The 16880-nt window shown below is 35.6% G+C and carries 14 protein-coding genes; 3 read left to right on the forward strand and 11 right to left on the reverse strand.

Annotated elements, in window-relative coordinates:
* Positions 1–192: 192 nt before the first annotated feature.
* The 6 genes from rodA to purH form a co-directional block, all read right to left on the reverse strand.
* Positions 193–1428, reverse strand: a complete 1236-nt coding sequence (gene rodA / locus M4I44_RS07115; protein WP_070905914.1) for a rod shape-determining protein RodA — start codon at positions 1426–1428, stop codon at positions 193–195.
* 15 nt (positions 1429–1443) lie between these two features.
* Positions 1444–3408 (reverse strand): penicillin-binding protein 2, encoded by a 1965-nt coding sequence (gene mrdA, locus M4I44_RS07120; protein WP_017498382.1) that lies wholly within the window; start codon positions 3406–3408, stop codon positions 1444–1446.
* Positions 3405–3911, reverse strand: a complete 507-nt coding sequence (locus M4I44_RS07125; protein WP_026110182.1) for a hypothetical protein — start codon at positions 3909–3911, stop codon at positions 3405–3407. Before M4I44_RS07125 ends, mrdA begins: the two co-directional genes overlap by 4 nt.
* Entirely contained in the window at positions 3904–4728 is an 825-nt protein-coding gene (gene mreC / locus M4I44_RS07130; RefSeq protein ID WP_017498380.1) for a rod shape-determining protein MreC, read from the reverse strand. The genes M4I44_RS07125 and mreC overlap by 8 nt, the downstream gene beginning before the upstream one ends.
* 108 nt (positions 4729–4836) lie before the next feature.
* Positions 4837–5865 (reverse strand): rod shape-determining protein, encoded by a 1029-nt coding sequence (locus M4I44_RS07135; protein WP_017498379.1) that lies wholly within the window; start codon positions 5863–5865, stop codon positions 4837–4839.
* Between the two features lie 54 nt (positions 5866–5919).
* Entirely contained in the window at positions 5920–7446 is a 1527-nt protein-coding gene (gene purH, locus M4I44_RS07140) for a bifunctional phosphoribosylaminoimidazolecarboxamide formyltransferase/IMP cyclohydrolase (RefSeq protein WP_249966909.1), read from the reverse strand.
* Between the two features lie 166 nt (positions 7447–7612).
* On the opposite strand from purH, the gene M4I44_RS07145 reads away from it, so the two are divergent.
* Positions 7613–8860 carry an ABC transporter permease gene (locus M4I44_RS07145; RefSeq protein ID WP_249966910.1) on the forward strand — a complete coding sequence of 416 codons (1248 nt, stop codon included), beginning with the start codon at positions 7613–7615 and terminating at the stop codon, positions 8858–8860.
* Between the two features lie 96 nt (positions 8861–8956).
* Positions 8957–10003, forward strand: a complete 1047-nt coding sequence (locus tag M4I44_RS07150; RefSeq protein WP_249966911.1) for an NAD(P)-dependent alcohol dehydrogenase — start codon at positions 8957–8959, stop codon at positions 10001–10003.
* 170 nt (positions 10004–10173) lie between these two features.
* Here the strand turns inward: M4I44_RS07150 and M4I44_RS07155 are convergent, their stop codons facing one another.
* The 5 genes from M4I44_RS07155 to M4I44_RS07175 form a co-directional block, all read right to left on the reverse strand.
* On the reverse strand, positions 10174–10542 hold the full coding sequence (locus M4I44_RS07155) for a DUF5004 domain-containing protein (RefSeq protein ID WP_017498375.1): 369 nt from the start codon (positions 10540–10542) through the stop codon (positions 10174–10176).
* Positions 10543–10596: 54 nt separating this feature from the next.
* The gene (locus tag M4I44_RS07160) at positions 10597–10998 is read right to left on the reverse strand and encodes a helix-turn-helix domain-containing protein (protein WP_017498374.1); all 402 of its coding nucleotides are present in this window, start codon (positions 10996–10998) and stop codon (positions 10597–10599) included.
* A 488-nt stretch (positions 10999–11486) separates the two neighbouring features.
* The gene (gene accD, locus M4I44_RS07165; RefSeq protein ID WP_017498373.1) at positions 11487–12341 is read right to left on the reverse strand and encodes an acetyl-CoA carboxylase, carboxyltransferase subunit beta; all 855 of its coding nucleotides are present in this window, start codon (positions 12339–12341) and stop codon (positions 11487–11489) included.
* Positions 12342–12423: 82 nt separating this feature from the next.
* Positions 12424–13491: a class II fructose-bisphosphate aldolase gene (fbaA, locus tag M4I44_RS07170; RefSeq protein WP_017498372.1), complete on the reverse strand. Its 1068-nt coding sequence runs from the start codon at positions 13489–13491 to the stop codon at positions 12424–12426.
* Positions 13492–13549: 58 nt separating this feature from the next.
* Complete coding sequence (locus M4I44_RS07175; RefSeq protein ID WP_249966912.1) at positions 13550–16111, reverse strand: BamA/TamA family outer membrane protein; 2562 nt, start codon at positions 16109–16111, stop codon at positions 13550–13552.
* A 37-nt stretch (positions 16112–16148) separates the two neighbouring features.
* On the opposite strand from M4I44_RS07175, the gene M4I44_RS07180 reads away from it, so the two are divergent.
* On the forward strand, positions 16149–16877 hold the full coding sequence (locus M4I44_RS07180; protein ID WP_017498370.1) for an RNA methyltransferase: 729 nt from the start codon (positions 16149–16151) through the stop codon (positions 16875–16877).
* The last annotated feature ends 3 nt before the right edge of the window (positions 16878–16880 follow it).

The following is a 16880-nucleotide window of genomic DNA, read 5'->3' on the forward strand; positions in this document are numbered from 1 at the left end:
AAAAGTCCGAAGCAATTAAGTTTCGGGCTTTTTTATGTTATATGTTTTTCTTTTGTGAAATGTAAAATGCGAGTCGTAATAAGATGTGAGAAATGAAATGCTACTTAAATATCAACTCCAGAAATCATTGAGCCTATGAACTAAAAAAACTTAGCATCTTAGCACCTCAGAAGCTTAGCACCTTTAAGAAAACTACCATTCATTTACCTTATTGGCATCCATTTTTAAGAAGATAAACAGTAAAATTGTGAATCCCCAGAGTCCGGAACCTCCATAAGAAAAGAAAGGCAAAGGAACCCCAATTGTTGGGAAAATTCCAATAACCATGGCAATGTTAACAAAGAAGTGTATAAACAAAATTCCGGCAACACAATACCCGTATACCCTGCTGAATTTTGTTTTTTGTCTTTCAGCCAGATAAATAACTCTCAGAAATAAACCGGCAAAAAGCAAGATTACCACTAGAGATCCTGCAAAACCCCATTCTTCACCAACGGTTGTGAAGATGTAATCGGTGTGTTGTTCAGGAACGAATCCTCCTTTGGTTTGAGTTCCTTCAAGGAAACCTTTTCCAATCCATCCCCCGGATCCAATAGCAATTTCAGATTGATTAGTGTTGTATCCAATACCTTTCATGTCAACACTTTTTCCTAATAAGATATTAAAACGGTCACGGTGGTGCTGTTTAAAAACATTATCGAAAACATAATCTACAGAGAAAACAAAAGCAGACATAACAGCCAAAAGAATACCGCTTAAGATAATATTTCTATCAACCACCCTGCCTTTGAAATGTATGATCGTTAAAACTCCTAAGGCAATTAAAATAACTACATAAGGTTCCAGAACGAGTGTTAATACAAATAATAGAATGGTAATGAATCCAGTCCATACGTACCAGGATGGTAGCCCTTCTCTATACAAAACAATAATGAAAATACTATAAATTAAAGCACTTCCCGGATCGGGTTGAGGTAAAATTAATAATACAGGTGAAAATACAATAGCCAAAGCCTGAAGCTGCCTGTTAGTGTCTTTTAGGTTGATTTGTGTGTCACTTAAATATTTGGCCAATGCCAATGAAGTGGCTGCTTTGGCAAACTCAGACGGCTGCAAAGTGAAGCTGCCAATAGCGTACCAACATCTTTGCCCGGCAATAGTTTTTCCGAATAGGAATAAACCGGCTAAGGACAGCAGTGAAACGCCAAAAATAATAGTCGCATATTTCTCGTAGAACTTTCCATCTACAAAAAGCACCACAAAAATCAGAGGAATAGTGCATCCGATAAAGATTAGTTGCTTTTGGTAAGTTCCTTCGGTTGATAATAAAGAGGAAGAATAGATGTTCAGCCACCCTAATATCACCAACGAAATGTAGATAAAAACGCTTATCCAGTCAATGTTATTTTTTACACTTTGATTTTTCATTTGAAATAATCTTTGTTAGTTCTTTTTAGTGGTGTCTGATACTGTTTTTTTAACTTCTGCTTTAGGTGTCACCGGTTTAACGGGAACAATTTTAGCTTTTAAAGTAGAATCTTTTGGTGTAGATTCAATGGCACTGGCTTCGTTCATACCGCCCAGTTTTGCATATTCGCTGGCTAAGCTTTTGTTTAAAACCCTTGTTTCTAAATCGGTCCTGGTGATTTTATGTCTCAGATATTTTTCGATCATTAAACTGGCAATCGGCCCCGCAACTGTTGCTCCGAACCCTCCATTTTCAATCATAATTGCAATTGCAATTTTTGGATTATCCTTTGGTGCAAAAGCCACAAATATAGAGTGATCTTTAAGCTGTGTTCTTTTGCCGTTAATTTTTGCAAAATTTTCTGCAGTACCTGTTTTTCCACAAATATCAATGCCTTCTACCCTAAGGGCGTAAGCTGTTCCTTTGTTATACACATCAAACAAACCGCTTATGACTGGCGGGAAATATTTTTGGTCAATTGTGGTAACATGTTTAGTGGTGAATTTTGCATCAATTTTCTTTCCTTCGATCTTTTTAATGATGTGAGGGGTATAATAGTATCCCTGATTGGCGACAGTTGCCATCATATTGGCTAGTTGGATTGGAGTCATTAAAACTTCTCCCTGACCAATAGCATTTGATACGATGGTTGTACTTCTCCAGCCTCCGTTAGGATAAATTCTTTTATATGTTTTTGATGTTGGGATATTTCCTCTCTTACCTGTTGGAAGGTCATAGCCCATAAATTGTCCCAAGCCGAAACTTTTAATGTGATCGCTCCATACATCTACTGCCTTAGCAGGATTGTTATACTTGTTAATGGTTAGCATGTAAGATTGTGCAAAATAGGTATTACAGGAATTGTAAATCCCATTGTGTAATTGATGAGGGCCAAAACCGTGGCATTTCATAAAACGACCTCTACCATAGCTAAAACCATGGTGGCACATAAAAGTGGTCTGCTCGTTGATAACACCTTCCTGTAAAGCAACCAGACCGGTAAGAATTTTAAACGGAGAACCGGGAGGGTACTCTGCTAAAAGGCCTCTATCGTATAATGGTTTTGCAATCGAATCGTGATATAAAAGGGTGTAATTTTTAGATCGTTGTCTTCCAACTAAAATTCCGGGATCATAAGAAGGAGCGGTTACTAATGCCAAAATCTCCCCACTTTTAGGTTCGATAGCGACAATTCCTCCTCTTTTATTGATCATTAACTCTTCTCCGTATTTTTGAAGCTCGGCATCAATTGTTAAGTTGATGTCTTCTCCCGCTACGGCGATAGTATCGTATCTACCCTCTTTGTAAGAGCCAATTTCTCTATTGTATTTGTCTTTCTGAATGTATTTTACACCTTTAATACCTCTAAGGATGTCTTCGTAGCTTTCTTCAACACCTTGCTTTCCAATTAAATCTCCACTATTGTAGTAAGGGTTTTTGGCAATTTGTCGTTCGTTTACCTGTGTGATAAAGCCAAAGATGTTGGCACCGTAATCTACTTCATAGTCACGAAGAGAACGCTTTTGAAAATAAAAGCCTTCATATTTTCGAATTTTTTCCTGAAAAGCGGCGAATTCATTTTTGTTCAGCTGTGCTAAAAATACTGAAGGCAGTCTTGGACTGTATACCTTGGCCTTAGCAATTCTTTTATCGTACTCTTCTCTGGTAATGTTTAATAAAGCACAGAATTCAGGAATATTAAGGTCTTCTTTGATTTCTCTCGGAATCACCATGATGTCATAAGAAGCCTGATTGGCAACCAATAATTTTCCATGTCGATCATAAATATAACCTCTTTCCGGATAGTCATACTTTTTCTTTATGGCATTATTTTCGGATTTTAACTTAAACGAATCATCGATAATCTGCAAATAAAAGATCCTGATCACTAGCAAGGATGCTGCAATAATAATTAAAGAGGGCAGCAAAACTTTTCTCATCGTTTATTAGGCTTAATAAGGTAAATTATGATAATTGAGGTGATTATGGTAAAGATCGAACTAAATAAAGTTCGGAGCAAAACATCCAGAATAAATTTGAACTGAAAAGCTTCGAGAATAAATAACACGATGTGGTGTAATACAACAGAAACTAAAATAAATGAAAATCGTTCGGGAGTTAAGGAATCATTCAGTTTAATAGTTTGATATTCATAACTAAGTCCAAACGAGAATTTAAAAATATAAGGCCTGTAATAAGCCAGTACAAGACAGGCTGCTGCATGAATTCCTCCCGAATTACAAAACATATCCATGATAATTCCAAGTAAAAAACTCGAAACAATCAAACCTGTTCGGTTGCTGTTTACCGGATACAAAATAATGTACAAGATATATGGGAAGGGACTTATGTACCCTAAAAAATTCATATTATTGAAAATAACAACCTGAATTGCTAGTAACATAATAAATCGAAAAATATTGAGTAACAAAGCGCTATTCATTTTTCTCCTTGTTTTCTAAATTAATAAGTTCTTCTCTGTCCTTGCTCTTGATGATGTATACGTGTCCCAAGTTGGTCATATCGTTAAACAGTTTAACATTTATAACGTAGTAACTTGTGTTTTTCTCAATATAGATCTTGTCAACCGTTCCAATGTTGATTCCTTCAGGGAAAATTACCGATTGTCCTCCGGTTACGATGGTGTCACCTTTTCTGATGGAAGCTAATCTCGGAACATCTTTTAACTGTGCAAATCCGGTGCTTTTACCGTCCCAGGTCAATGATCCAAAATGATTTGACTTTTTAATCTTGGCATTGATTTGAGATTTTGTATTCAAAATACTTACGACAGTCGCATATCTTGGTGATGTGTCATCAATAATACCAATAATTCCTAAGCTATTGATTACCCCCATATCTGGTTTAACGCCATCGTTTGCCCCTGAGTTAAGCGTGATGAAATTTTCATGTGTGTTATAGGAGTTGTGAATTACTTTTGAAACAATAATATCCGCAGGTTTAACTCCTTTTACACTGTCTGCCAAAGGTAGTTTTGTGGTGTCTTGTTTGTTGAATAATAGACTTTTTAATCTTGCGTTTTCAAGTACAAGTTCGTCATTTTCAGTTCTTAAATTCAAATATTCATTTACGCGATTGATTCTTTCATAAACACCTCCGCTTAGAAAATTGGCCGAACTGATTATTTTGCTTCTGTGGTAAGAATGAGACTGAACTGTGAGTGCCAACGAAATACCTAAAAGCAGCAAAAACAGCAATCGATTACTGTTTCTTATAATGAAATTAAAAATTTGCTGCATTTCTTGTGTGGTTATTTTGTTTCAGGATATGCTTTTGGTTTCAAATTTAATCAGAGCCAAATGTTTAAATTTGGCTCCGAGAAAATATATTGATTGTTATTATGGATCTTATTTGATTAAGATACTTTTGAACTTTGTAATGTTTTTAAGTGCCATTCCGGTTCCACGAACAACAGCTCTTAATGGGTCTTCAGCAATATAAACTGGTAAATCTGTTTTTTGCGAAATACGTTTGTCAAGACCTCTTAACATCGATCCACCACCAGCTAAATAGATACCTGTGTTGTAAATATCGGCTGCTAATTCCGGCGGAGTCTGAGATAATGTTTCCATTACCGCATCTTCAATACGCTGAATCGATTTGTCAAGTGCTTTTGCAATTTCACGGTAAGAAACATCTACTTGTTTTGGTTTCCCTGTAAGTAAGTCTCTACCCTGAACAGACATATCTTCCGGTGGTCCGTCTAAATCTTCGATTGCGGCACCAATTTGAATTTTTATTTTCTCTGCAGTACTTTCTCCAACAAAAAGGTTGTGTTGCGTACGCATGTAATAAACAATATCATTTGTGAAAACGTCACCTGCAATTTTTACAGATTTGTCACACACAATTCCACCTAGTGCGATAACGGCAATTTCTGTAGTACCACCTCCAATATCAACAATCATGTTTCCTTTTGGCTGCATGATATCGATACCAATACCAATTGCTGCTGCCATTGGTTCGTGAATTAAGTAAACTTCTTTTCCGTTTACTCTCTCACAAGATTCTTTTACCGCTCTCATCTCCACTTCGGTAATACCGGATGGAATACAAACCACCATTCTTAAAGCCGGAGTGAACATGCGTTTTTTTAATGCCGGAATACTTTTGATAAACATGTTGATCATCTTTTCCGAAGCATCAAAATCAGCAATTACACCGTCTTTCAAAGGCCTTATGGTCTTGATGTTTTCATGCGTTTTACCTTGCATCATATTGGCTTCCTTACCAACAGCAATGATTTTGCCTGATATTCTATCACGTGCAACGATCGATGGACTATCAATAACAACTTTATCATTATGTATGATTAAAGTGTTTGCGGTACCAAGGTCTATCGCAATATCCTCGGTCATGAAATCAAAAAATCCCATAAGTTTTTTAGGGGTTTAAAATGTTATAAATTATTTTGAACAAAGTTAAACAAATTAATGTTTAAAATGACGTGTTCCCGTAAATACCATTGCAAGATTGTTTTCATTGCAATAATTTATGCTTAATTCGTCTTTTATTGAGCCTCCTGGCTGAATAACAGCAGTTATTCCTGCTTTTTTGGCTAATTCTACACAATCCGGAAATGGAAAAAATGCATCACTTGCCATCGAAGCACCGGTTAAATCAAATCCAAAAGCTTTTGCTTTGTCAACTGCCTGAACTAAAGCGTCAACTCTTGAAGTCTGACCTGTTCCTGACGAAATTAATGTTCCGTTTTTAGCAAATACGATTGTATTTGATTTGGTGTTTTTACAAATTTTTGAAGCAAATATCAAATCTTCTATTTCTTCAGCTGTAGGCTCAGTAATAGTAACGGTTTTTAAATGCTCTTTAGTATCTGTAATATTATTTCTGTCCTGAATTAACAATCCGTTAAGACATGTTCTTACTTGTCTTGTTGGTAATTCAACTTCATTTTGAATTAAAATGATTCTGTTTTTCTTTTCTTGTAGTATTGTAATTGCCTCTTCGTCATAACTTGGAGCGATTACTACTTCACAGAACAATTTATTGATTTCTTCTGCTGTTGCAACATCAATTTTAGTATTTGCAATCAAAACTCCACCAAAAGCAGATGTTGGATCACAAGCCAGCGCTGCTAAATAAGCCTCACTAATTGTTTTTCTAGAAGCTAAACCACAAGCGTTATTGTGTTTTAAAATGGCAAATGTTGGGCCGTCAGTTTTGAACTCATTAATTAAGTTTACTGCAGCATCAACATCTAATAAGTTGTTGTATGATAATTCTTTTCCGTGAACTTTTTTGAACATAGCATCAAAATCGCCAAAGAAGAATCCTTTTTGATGAGGGTTTTCACCGTATCTTAAAACCTGACCATCTGCAATACTTTCTTTGTAAATGGTTTCGTCAGTGTTGAAATAGTTAAAAATAGCTCCGTCGTAGTGAGAGGATACGTGGAATGCTTTGGTAGCCAGTAATCTTCTGTTTTCAAGAGTAGTGGCTCCATTTTGCGCTGTAATCAAATCTAAAAGCAGGCTGTATTCGTTTACCGAAGCAACAATTACAGTGTCTTTGAAATTTTTTGCACCGGCACGGATCAAAGAAATTCCGCCAATGTCAATTTTTTCAATAATATCCTGCTCACTTGCACCTGAGGCAACTGTTTTTTCGAACGGATACAAATCAACGATTACTAAATCAATCTGAGGAATATCAAATTCTTTCATCTGCTGAACGTCACTTTCGTTATCCTGACGGTTCAAAATTCCACCAAAGATTTTCGGGTGAAGTGTTTTTACTCTTCCTCCAAGAATTTCAGGGAAAGAAGTAATGTCTTCAACAGGAACAACAGGAATACCAAGGTTTTTTATGAAATCTTCGGTTCCTCCGGTCGAGTAAAGTGTTACGTTTTGTTCGTGTAATTTTCTAACGATTGGCTCTAAACCGTCTTTTGAAAAAACAGAGATTAATGCCGATTGTATTGTTTTAGTTGTGCTCATCGTGTAGTTATGATTTTTGAGACTGCAAAAGTAGTTTTTTTATATATTATTTTAAAGAAAATTAATGTAACATTATGCTAAAAAAATCTACTGATGAGTAAGTTAACTTTTATTAGGTTTTTGATTTTAAATTATTGAATTTTACTTTATTGAAAAATACGACTATATGCTTGTTTATCTAAGATTATTAAAAGAAAGTTTGGGTTTTGCCGTAAATGCGCTGCGAAATAATAAACTGCGAACGTTGTTGTCGTTATTAGGGGTTACGATCGGAATTTTTTCGATTATTGCTGTTTTGGCGGCGGTCGATTCTTTAGATCGTAAAATTTCTAAAGATTTGAGTAGCTTAGATAAAAATACAATTTATTTAATGAAGTTTAGTTTTGGACCTTCTGAAATTCCACAATGGAAAAGAGATCAGTTTCCAAATGTGAAATATGATGAGTATGTAGGGCTGAAAAATTCATTGACCAATACGGATCAGGTGGCGTATCAGCTTTTTGTGAAACACGAAAGTTTAAAATACGATTCAAAAACCGTAAGTGATGTAAATATTATTCCTTCGTCGAATGAAATTGTAAATATTGAAGGGGTAAGTTTTGATAAAGGGAGATTTTATACCGAATCTGAGTCGAATTCCGGTGCGGCTGTTATTGTTTTGGGTTACGAAATTGCTGAAGGGCTTTTCGGTACAAGTGATCCCATTGGGAAAAGTATCCGTTTGTACGGACAACGTTTTAATGTAATTGGTGTAATTGCAAAACAAGGAGCAGGTTTTTTTGGAGACAGTAATGATACATCGGTTTATTTGCCGGCTAATTTTTTACGCCGAATGTATGGTGATAGTGATGCCATGACACCTGTAATTGTTGTGAAGCCTGTAAAAGGGATAGATATGGATGCTTATAAGGCACAGGTGGCACAAAAAATAAGAGCTATTCGTGGTATGAAAGCCGGAGAAATAGATAATTTCTTTATTAATGTACTTTCCGGATTTACCGATTTTATAGATGGAATTTTAGGACAGATGAATGTTGTGGGATGGATTATCAGTGGATTTTCTCTTTTGGTAGGTGGTTTTGGAATTGCCAATATTATGTTTGTATCTGTAAAAGAAAGAACCAATTTAATCGGAATTCAGAAATCACTGGGCGCTAAAAACCGATTTATTTTATTTCAGTTTTTGTTTGAAGCAGTAATTCTTTCTGTTATTGGTGGAATAATAGGTTTGGTGATGGTTTGGGGAATTGCACTGGTCTTAACAAAAGTCCTTGATTTTGAATTTGTTCTTAGTTTCGGGAATATAATTTTAGGAACCACTCTCGCCGCATTTATCGGTTTAATTTCGGGAATATTGCCGGCAATCTCCGCTGCAAATCTGGATCCGGTTGAAGCCATTCGAACCGGGATGTAGGCATTCTGCTAAAAAATCAATTTTTAACCGTTATTATTTTAGCTCAGCTGTTGAATTTTATCGTAATTTTAATACCCTAACTTAAAAAGCGATACGATGATACCAGTTAAAGCTTATGCAGCCTATGATGCTGTTAATCCGTTAAAACCCTACACGTTTGAAAGAAAAGAAGTAGGTGTCCATCAGGTTCAGATAGAAATTTTGTACAGTGGTGTATGCCATTCCGATATTCATACCGCAAAAGGGGATTGGGGGCCCGTAAATTACCCTTTAGTTCCCGGTCACGAAATTGTAGGCCGAATTGTTGCTGTTGGAAGCGAAGTTTCTAAGTTTAAAATTGGAGAGCTGGCAGGAGTGGGGTGCTTTGTAGATTCCTGCAGAGTCTGTCCAAGCTGTCAATCCGGCGAAGAGCAATTTTGTGATGAAGGAATGACCGGAACTTACAATGGTGTAGAGAGAGGAACGGATATTCCGACCAAGGGAGGATATTCAACCAGTATTATTGTAGATGAAAGTTATACGCTTCACGTTTCTGAAAAACTCGATATCAAAGGAGTTGCTCCGTTATTATGCGCCGGAATTACAACTTATTCGCCTTTGCGTTATTTAAAAGTAGGTAAAGGGCATAAAGTTGGAGTTTTAGGGCTTGGGGGATTAGGTCATATGGCTGTGAAATTCGCAGTTTCTTTTGGTGCCGAAGTTACAATGTTAAGCCACTCTCCTTCAAAAGAAGCCGATGCTAAAAAGTTAGGCGCACATCATTTTGCTTTAACCTCAAATCCGGAAACAATGGAATCGCTTGCCAATAGTTTCGATTTTATTCTGAATACAGTTTCTGCCAAACACGATCATAATGCCTATCTGAATTTGTTAACGACAAACGGAACCATGATCGTAGTAGGCGCTCCGCCGGCACCTGCCGAAATTCCTGTTTTTACTTTAATCATGAAAAGAAGAAGCATTATTGGGAGCTTGATTGGAGGAATCAGAGAAACTCAGGAAATGCTGGATTACTGCGCCGAGCATAATATTACTTCAGATGTTGAGATTATCGATATGGGGTATATTAATGAGGCTTACGACCGAATGAATAAAAGCGATGTGAAGTATCGTTTTGTAATTGATATGGCTTCTTTGAAGTAGTTTTTTTTAAGGTTCAGAGAGGCAAAGGTTCAAAGGTTTTTTTCTTTCTGTAAACTTTGCGAGCCTTGCGGTTAAGATTTAAACGCAAGGCTCGAAGAGTTTTTTATTTTGAAGATTTGGTATAAATTTTAGTATTCCTTAATGTCTAAAGACTTTCAGTTTTTAAGATATTAGTTGTCTACTTTTTTGTATTCTAGCGTTCCTATCTGATCGTTAGTAATAACTCGCTTTTTGCTATCGAAGTAATCAATCTGGAATTTTACAGGAATTAAATTAACAGTAACGGTTAAAACATCGTTCTTTTTTGAAAGTTTCCATTTGCCGTTGGTGTTTTTGTCTCCCACAATTCCTGTAAATTTTTGATCTTCCTGGAAAACCTGAAATACCTGATCACTCTTGAATTTTTCTTTTATATCTTTTTCTTTCCCGTTTTTGGTAAGTCTTATCAGTTGCCATTTTCCAATAAGTTCTTTTGACGTTTGTGCCTGAATGGAAAGTGAAGCTAACGTAATTAGTGCTAGAAAAACAATCTTTTTCATAAGAATATGGTTTTAAAGTTAGATTTTGAGGAACAAATATATTTTTGAAAGGGCTTATTTTTCTTTCAGTAATTTTTCTAAATACTCAACTTTTTCTTTTTCAGCTTGGACTAAACGCTCAAAAAGTTCCACTACTTTGTCTATTGGATTAAAGGAACAATGGCTTGGACTGAATATTCCATTTACGCCATTGCTAGTGCTATTATCGTAAAAATTATTAAAATAACTGATCATGTTTTCTTCGTTAAAGTTTTTTATAGCCTCAACACTTACGCCAAGTGCTTTTGCTACTTCTGCAAGTTTTGCATCATCTATGGTTTCGCTATTCTCTATTGTGGATACGGTTTGCTGGGAGGTTCCTAAAGCCTGAGCCAAAGCTTCCTGCTTCATGTCTTTAAGTTCACGAATACGACTAATTTTTCGTCCTATGTGATTTGGTTTTGTTGCTGTACTCATAATTCAAAGATATTTATAAAGCTTTAATAAAAATGGCATTTGGTAAAAAACACATCAATTATTGTGAGATACATTTTTAATAGTTCGTTTGGGTTAAAGCTATTATAATAGATTGATGTATGTAGAGCAAAAATACAATTTTTCAGACAAGTATTAATTAGTTGCTATTAAAATTGTTAGTTAAGAAAATTCCGTAAAAATGAAATATTGATAAGAATATGATTTATCATGTTGAAGTTACACACTGATAAAAATTCCGCAGGAATGAAACGTCGGTAGTTTATCGCGTCGAAGTTAGGATTGGTTTGGGTACATCGATAAAAATTCCGTAGGAATGAAATATCGGTAGCAACGGAATTCATTCCGTTGAATATGGTCAATTATACATCGGTGAGTTCCGGAGGAACGGTATATTTTGTTGGTTATAAAAATAAAAAAATCCCAAGAAGCAATTTCTTGGGATTTGGTATGATTTAGAAGTTTAAAAACTATCTAATATCGTTATTCTGAATCAAATCGATGTACAAGTTGATTTTGTCTTTCAATTCTTTTCTTGGCGTGATAAAGTCAAGGAAACCGTGCTCTAATAAGAACTCAGCAGTTTGGAAACCTTCCGGTAAATCTTTTCCGGTGGTGTCACGAACTACACGCGGACCAGCGAAACCAATCAATGCGCCTGGCTCAGAAATGTTGATATCTCCTAACATAGCGTATGATGCAGTTGTTCCTCCGGTTGTTGGATCTGTACAAAGAGAGATGTAAGGTAATTTAGCTTCTGCTAATTGCGCTAATTTCACAGATGTTTTTGCTAATTGCATTAAAGAATAAGCAGCTTCCATCATACGAGCTCCACCAGATTTAGAAATCATTACAAAAGGCAGTTTGTTTTTGATAGCGTGATCAATACCTCTGGCAATTTTTTCACCTACAACAGCTCCCATAGATCCACCGATAAAGGCAAAATCCATACAACAAATTACAAGTTCTTTTCCTTTAGATTTTCCCACTCCGGTACGCACAGCGTCTTTCAGATGGGTTTTTTCCATAACGTCTTTCAGTCGTTCTGCATATTTTTTTGTATCCACAAAATGCAGAGGATCTTTAGAAGTCATGTTTTTATCTAATTCAACAAACTCATTATTGTCAAATAAAATTTCAAAATAGGTTGCGCTTCCAATTCGAACATGAAAATCATCTTCAGGGCTTACAAATAAGTTTCGGGCTAATTCGTCAGCATCAATAATTTTTCCTGTTGGAGATTTGTACCACAATCCTTTCGGAACGTCCATCTTATCTTCTGTAGCGGTCGTAATCCCTTTTTCCTGTCTTTTAAACCAAGCCATATTGAGTATTTTTTTTGTTTCAGGTTTCAGGTTTCAAGTTGCGAAACCTGAAACTTGAAACCTGAAACTTTCAACTTTTTTATTATAATGTATTTACGTTATTCAAGTCTGCAAAAGCTTGCTCAAGTCTTGTATTGAACGTTACTTCGCTTTCACGTACCCATTTTCTTGGGTCATAATATTTTTTGTTCGGAACATCAGCACCTTCCGGGTTACCAATTTGAGTTTTTAAATAGTCAATGTTTTTAACCATATAATCACGAATTCCTTCTGTATATGCAAATTGTAAATCGGTATCGATATTCATTTTGATTACTCCGTATCCAATTGCTTCTCTGATTTCTTCAAGTGTAGAACCTGAACCTCCGTGGAAAACAAAATCTACCGGATTATGACCCGTGTTGAATTTGTTTTGAACGAAATCCTGAGAATTTTTTAAGATTTTTGGAGTCAATTTTACGTTTCCTGGTTTGTAAACACCGTGAACGTTTCCAAAAGCAGCAGCAATTGTAAATTTAGGGCTTATTTTAGATAATTCTTCATAAGCATAAGCAACTTCTTCTGGCTGAGTGTATAATTTTGAACTGTCAACGTCAGAGTTGTCAACACCATCTTCTTCACCACCTGTAATACCAAGTTCGATTTCTAATGTCATTCCCATTTTGCTCATTCTTGCCAAATATTCTTTGCAGATTTCGATGTTTTCTTCGATTGGCTCCTCAGATAAGTCAATCATGTGAGAACTGTATAATGGTTTTCCTGTTTCTGCAAAATGTTTTTCAGAAGCATCTAATAAACCATCAATCCAAGGTAATAATTTTTTTGCACAGTGGTCAGTATGAAGAATTACAGTTGCTCCGTAAGCTTCTGCCAAAGTATGAATATGTTTTGCTCCGGCGATTCCACCAGCGATTGCTGCTTTTTCACCTGCATTAGATAATCCTTTTCCAGCGTTAAATTGTGCTCCTCCGTTTGAAAATTGAATGATAACCGGTGCATTTAATTTTGCTGCAGTTTCAAGAACTCCATTGATTGTGCTTGAACCAGTAACATTTACTGCAGGTAATGCAAATCCTTTTTCTTTCGCATAATTAAAGATCTCCTGAACCTGATCTCCTGTAGCTACTCCCGGTTTAATATTGTGTGCCATTGTAATTTTTTTTAGTTGTTTTTAGTTTTTAGGTTGCAAAAATAAGAATTAATTAGCATTAGAATGGATAATTTATTCCAAAATTTAAAACCGAGTGCCCAAAATTGTATTCTTTAAACCAGCGATCTCCCTTCTCATGTGCTGGGTTATAGGTCTTAAAGCCCATATCTAAACGGATAACAAAAAAGCTTAAATCGTAGCGTAAACCAAATCCTGTACCCAGTGCAATTTCAGCTAAATCGTTTACGCCAGAGAATTTTGCTTTCTCATCAATCACATTATCGAGCACATTCCAGATATTTCCGGCGTCTGCAAAGATGGCTCCTTTAACGGCACCAAAAATTTTAAAACGAAGTTCGGCACTCATTGCTATTTTCATATTGGCCTCGTTGAAATCATTTGCGGCATTTGTGCTTCCGGGACCCAAAGAATAGGGCTGCCATGCGCGGTTGTCGTTTGAACCTCCTGCATAATAACTTCGTGAAAACGGGATATAATTTGAATTTCCAAATGGAACCGCAATTCCGAAAAAGGTTCTTACGGCCAGTACTTTTTCTTTTCCAAAATCCCAGTGTTTGATATAATCAAATTCAGTTTTGATGTATTCTGAATATTCCAGATTAAAAATTTCATAATTGCCTTTGTCATTTTTTTGAAAATTCCCAATGTTTGAAATAGCTGATAGCAAAGTACCGGCTGATTCTATTTTGGTTTTAAACTGATAGAATGTATTATCGGCAAGATCTTTTTTTGTGGTTTTGGTAAAAGTATAGCTTGTGGCCAGAATAAAGTCATTCTCGGTTAGACGAATTCTTCTTTCTTCAATGCTTTTTACATCTTTATAGTCCTGATCTGGAAGGACTAAAGTAGAGTTGGGGGACAATACATCATTGGTAAACCCTGTAGTTCCTTTGGGAATGCTTAGGTTTCGATCGTCCGGACTGTTATAATAATCCTCATTTTTATTGTATATCGTACCAATATTGTTTAATTCTCTATAAGATGTTCTATAAACGTTAAAGTAGTTATCCGGATTTAAATTTCGTACGAATTGTGCATTAAGGAGTTCAAGTTTTGCCGTATTCCCTCGTTTAGGAGACCAGTTGTAAGCGATTCCTCCTGTGAAATTTTCTTTGTCCAGTCCAATATTTCTTTGTTTAGAGAAACCTGCAGCAACGCTGGTGGAAGGAATCATTCTTTTTGGAATAATTTTTTCTGTTCCAAAAGGCAGTAAGATTCTTGGGAAATTTAGTTTCAAATCGAGACCATATTCAGAAACGTTGAAGAAATTGTTGTTGGGGTTCGCCATATCTCTGGATGACCCTAAATTTAATCGAGTAGAGATTTCCAAAGTTTCGGCTCTGTTAAAAACGTTACGAATAGTTTCGGAAATACTTGCTCCAATACCAAAATCCTGAATGTTAGAATGTGTAACGTCAAAAGTAGCTCCAAAGCTGTATTTTTTTCTTGGAGTAAGATAGACATTAGCAATTAAGGACTGCGCAGTTGAGTCGCGTTTGTCGACTGTATACTGAATAGACGGATAATTGAAAATTTTCAGATTGTTCAGATATCTTGAGGAAAGAGTAGTTCTGGTGTCTGAAAAAGTACTTCCCTTAGTGATAAAAACCGCATCGGTAATGGCTCGTGGTCTGTATTTTAGTTTTTTATAACTGTATAGATTAAAGTTGTTGTAGGTGGTGCTGTCTGTGATTTTATTTTTTGCATTTGTTGCAGAATAATCAGTGTAGATGTTGACATCACTAATTTTGTACAGTTTGAAAGGTTCTGTTCTGCTTGAATCTCTTCCCTGGATGTTATTGTTGTTTACAATCAAAGTTACATTGGCTTTGTCTTTTTTGCCAATAGTATCAATATCAAAAGTCACATAAGTAGGCTGAAAATAATAGGCTCCGTGGTTTCTGAAGTAGGTCGTAAGGCGATTTTTTTCTTCTTCAAAATCTACGGTTTTATATTGTTTTCCTGATTTTAAAACCGAAGGGTCAGGATTAACTTTGTATAACGAGTCTAATGCAGGAGTCATTATTTTCGTTTTGATAGTGTCTAAAGTATAAGCAGGTCCGGTTGTAATATTGTAGTTTATCTTGGCTTTTTTTCTTCCAACACTGTCAATATTATAATCTGTTGCAACTTTAAAATAACCACTGTTGAAATAATAATATTTTAGACGAAGGAGTGTTTTCTTTGTTTTTGCAGTATCAATAATTACCGGAGCTTCACCGGTGCTTTTCAGAAATTCATGAATACCTTTGTACAAAAAGGATTGTCCCAGACGATCAACTTGTTTTGCAGATAAAAGTTTCGACTGGCGTTCGTACAAACCCGGATTGTTTTTGAATTTAGCTTTATAGGTTGAATCCGGATTTAAATTGGCAAGGTTATATAAATTCAGACGAAGACGATATCCTAATAGGGTACCATTCGGTTTTTGGTACATTTGATTGAAAGCAGTTTCGTCGTTAGTTGACTTGCCATTTACAAGAATAGTATTTTTAACAAGAAGGTTTTTTCCATCAGGAACTCTTTTTACAGCATTACAAGCGCAAATAAATATTGCTATTAGGATAAATGCTATTATTTTTGTGGAATTCTTTTTCAAGTGTTCTTAAATATTTAATTCAAAAGTACATTATTTTATGGTTAGTAAAAACCAAATAAAGCTTATCTCAGGGTTACATCAAAAAAAGCAACGTTTTGCAAATCAATTGTTTTTCGCCGAGGGAGTAAAAGTAATTCAAGAATTGTTGCAATCCAATTTTGAACTAGAGCATTTATACACGACTCTAAATGATTTTGAAGAGGTTCATTCTTCAAAGCGAACTTTAATTTATGAGCAGGAACTTAAAAAAATAAGTGCTTTATCTACTCCTAATTCCTGTTTGGCTGTTTTTAAAATTCCTGCCGAAAATAAAATAATCGATTCGGGCTTAATTTTAGCTTTAGACGATATTCGTGATCCTGGAAATTTAGGAACCATTTTGCGCCTTTGTGACTGGTTTGGGATCAAGCAAATTGTTTGTTCAAAAGAAACCGTCGATATTTACAATCCAAAGGTGGTGCAGGCTACCATGGGTTCTATTACCAGAGTAAATGTTAATTATGTTGATCTCGAAACGTTTATAGCTCAAACAAAATTAGCTGTATTTGGAACTTTTATGGACGGCGAAAACATCTATAAAACCGATCTTCCTCAGGATGGAATCATTATCATGGGCAATGAAGCCAATGGGATTTCATCGGAAATTGAAAAAATGGTTACAAGCCGACTTACCATTCCAAGATTTGGAGAGCTGCAAAAAACAGAAAGTTTAAATGTAGCTACCGCAACAGCAATTATTCTTAGTGAATTTAAACGAAATAGTTAAGTA

It is taken from the genome of Flavobacterium sp. B183 (genome assembly GCF_023539155.1).
GTDB classification, from domain to species: Bacteria; Bacteroidota; Bacteroidia; order Flavobacteriales; family Flavobacteriaceae; genus Flavobacterium; species Flavobacterium tructae.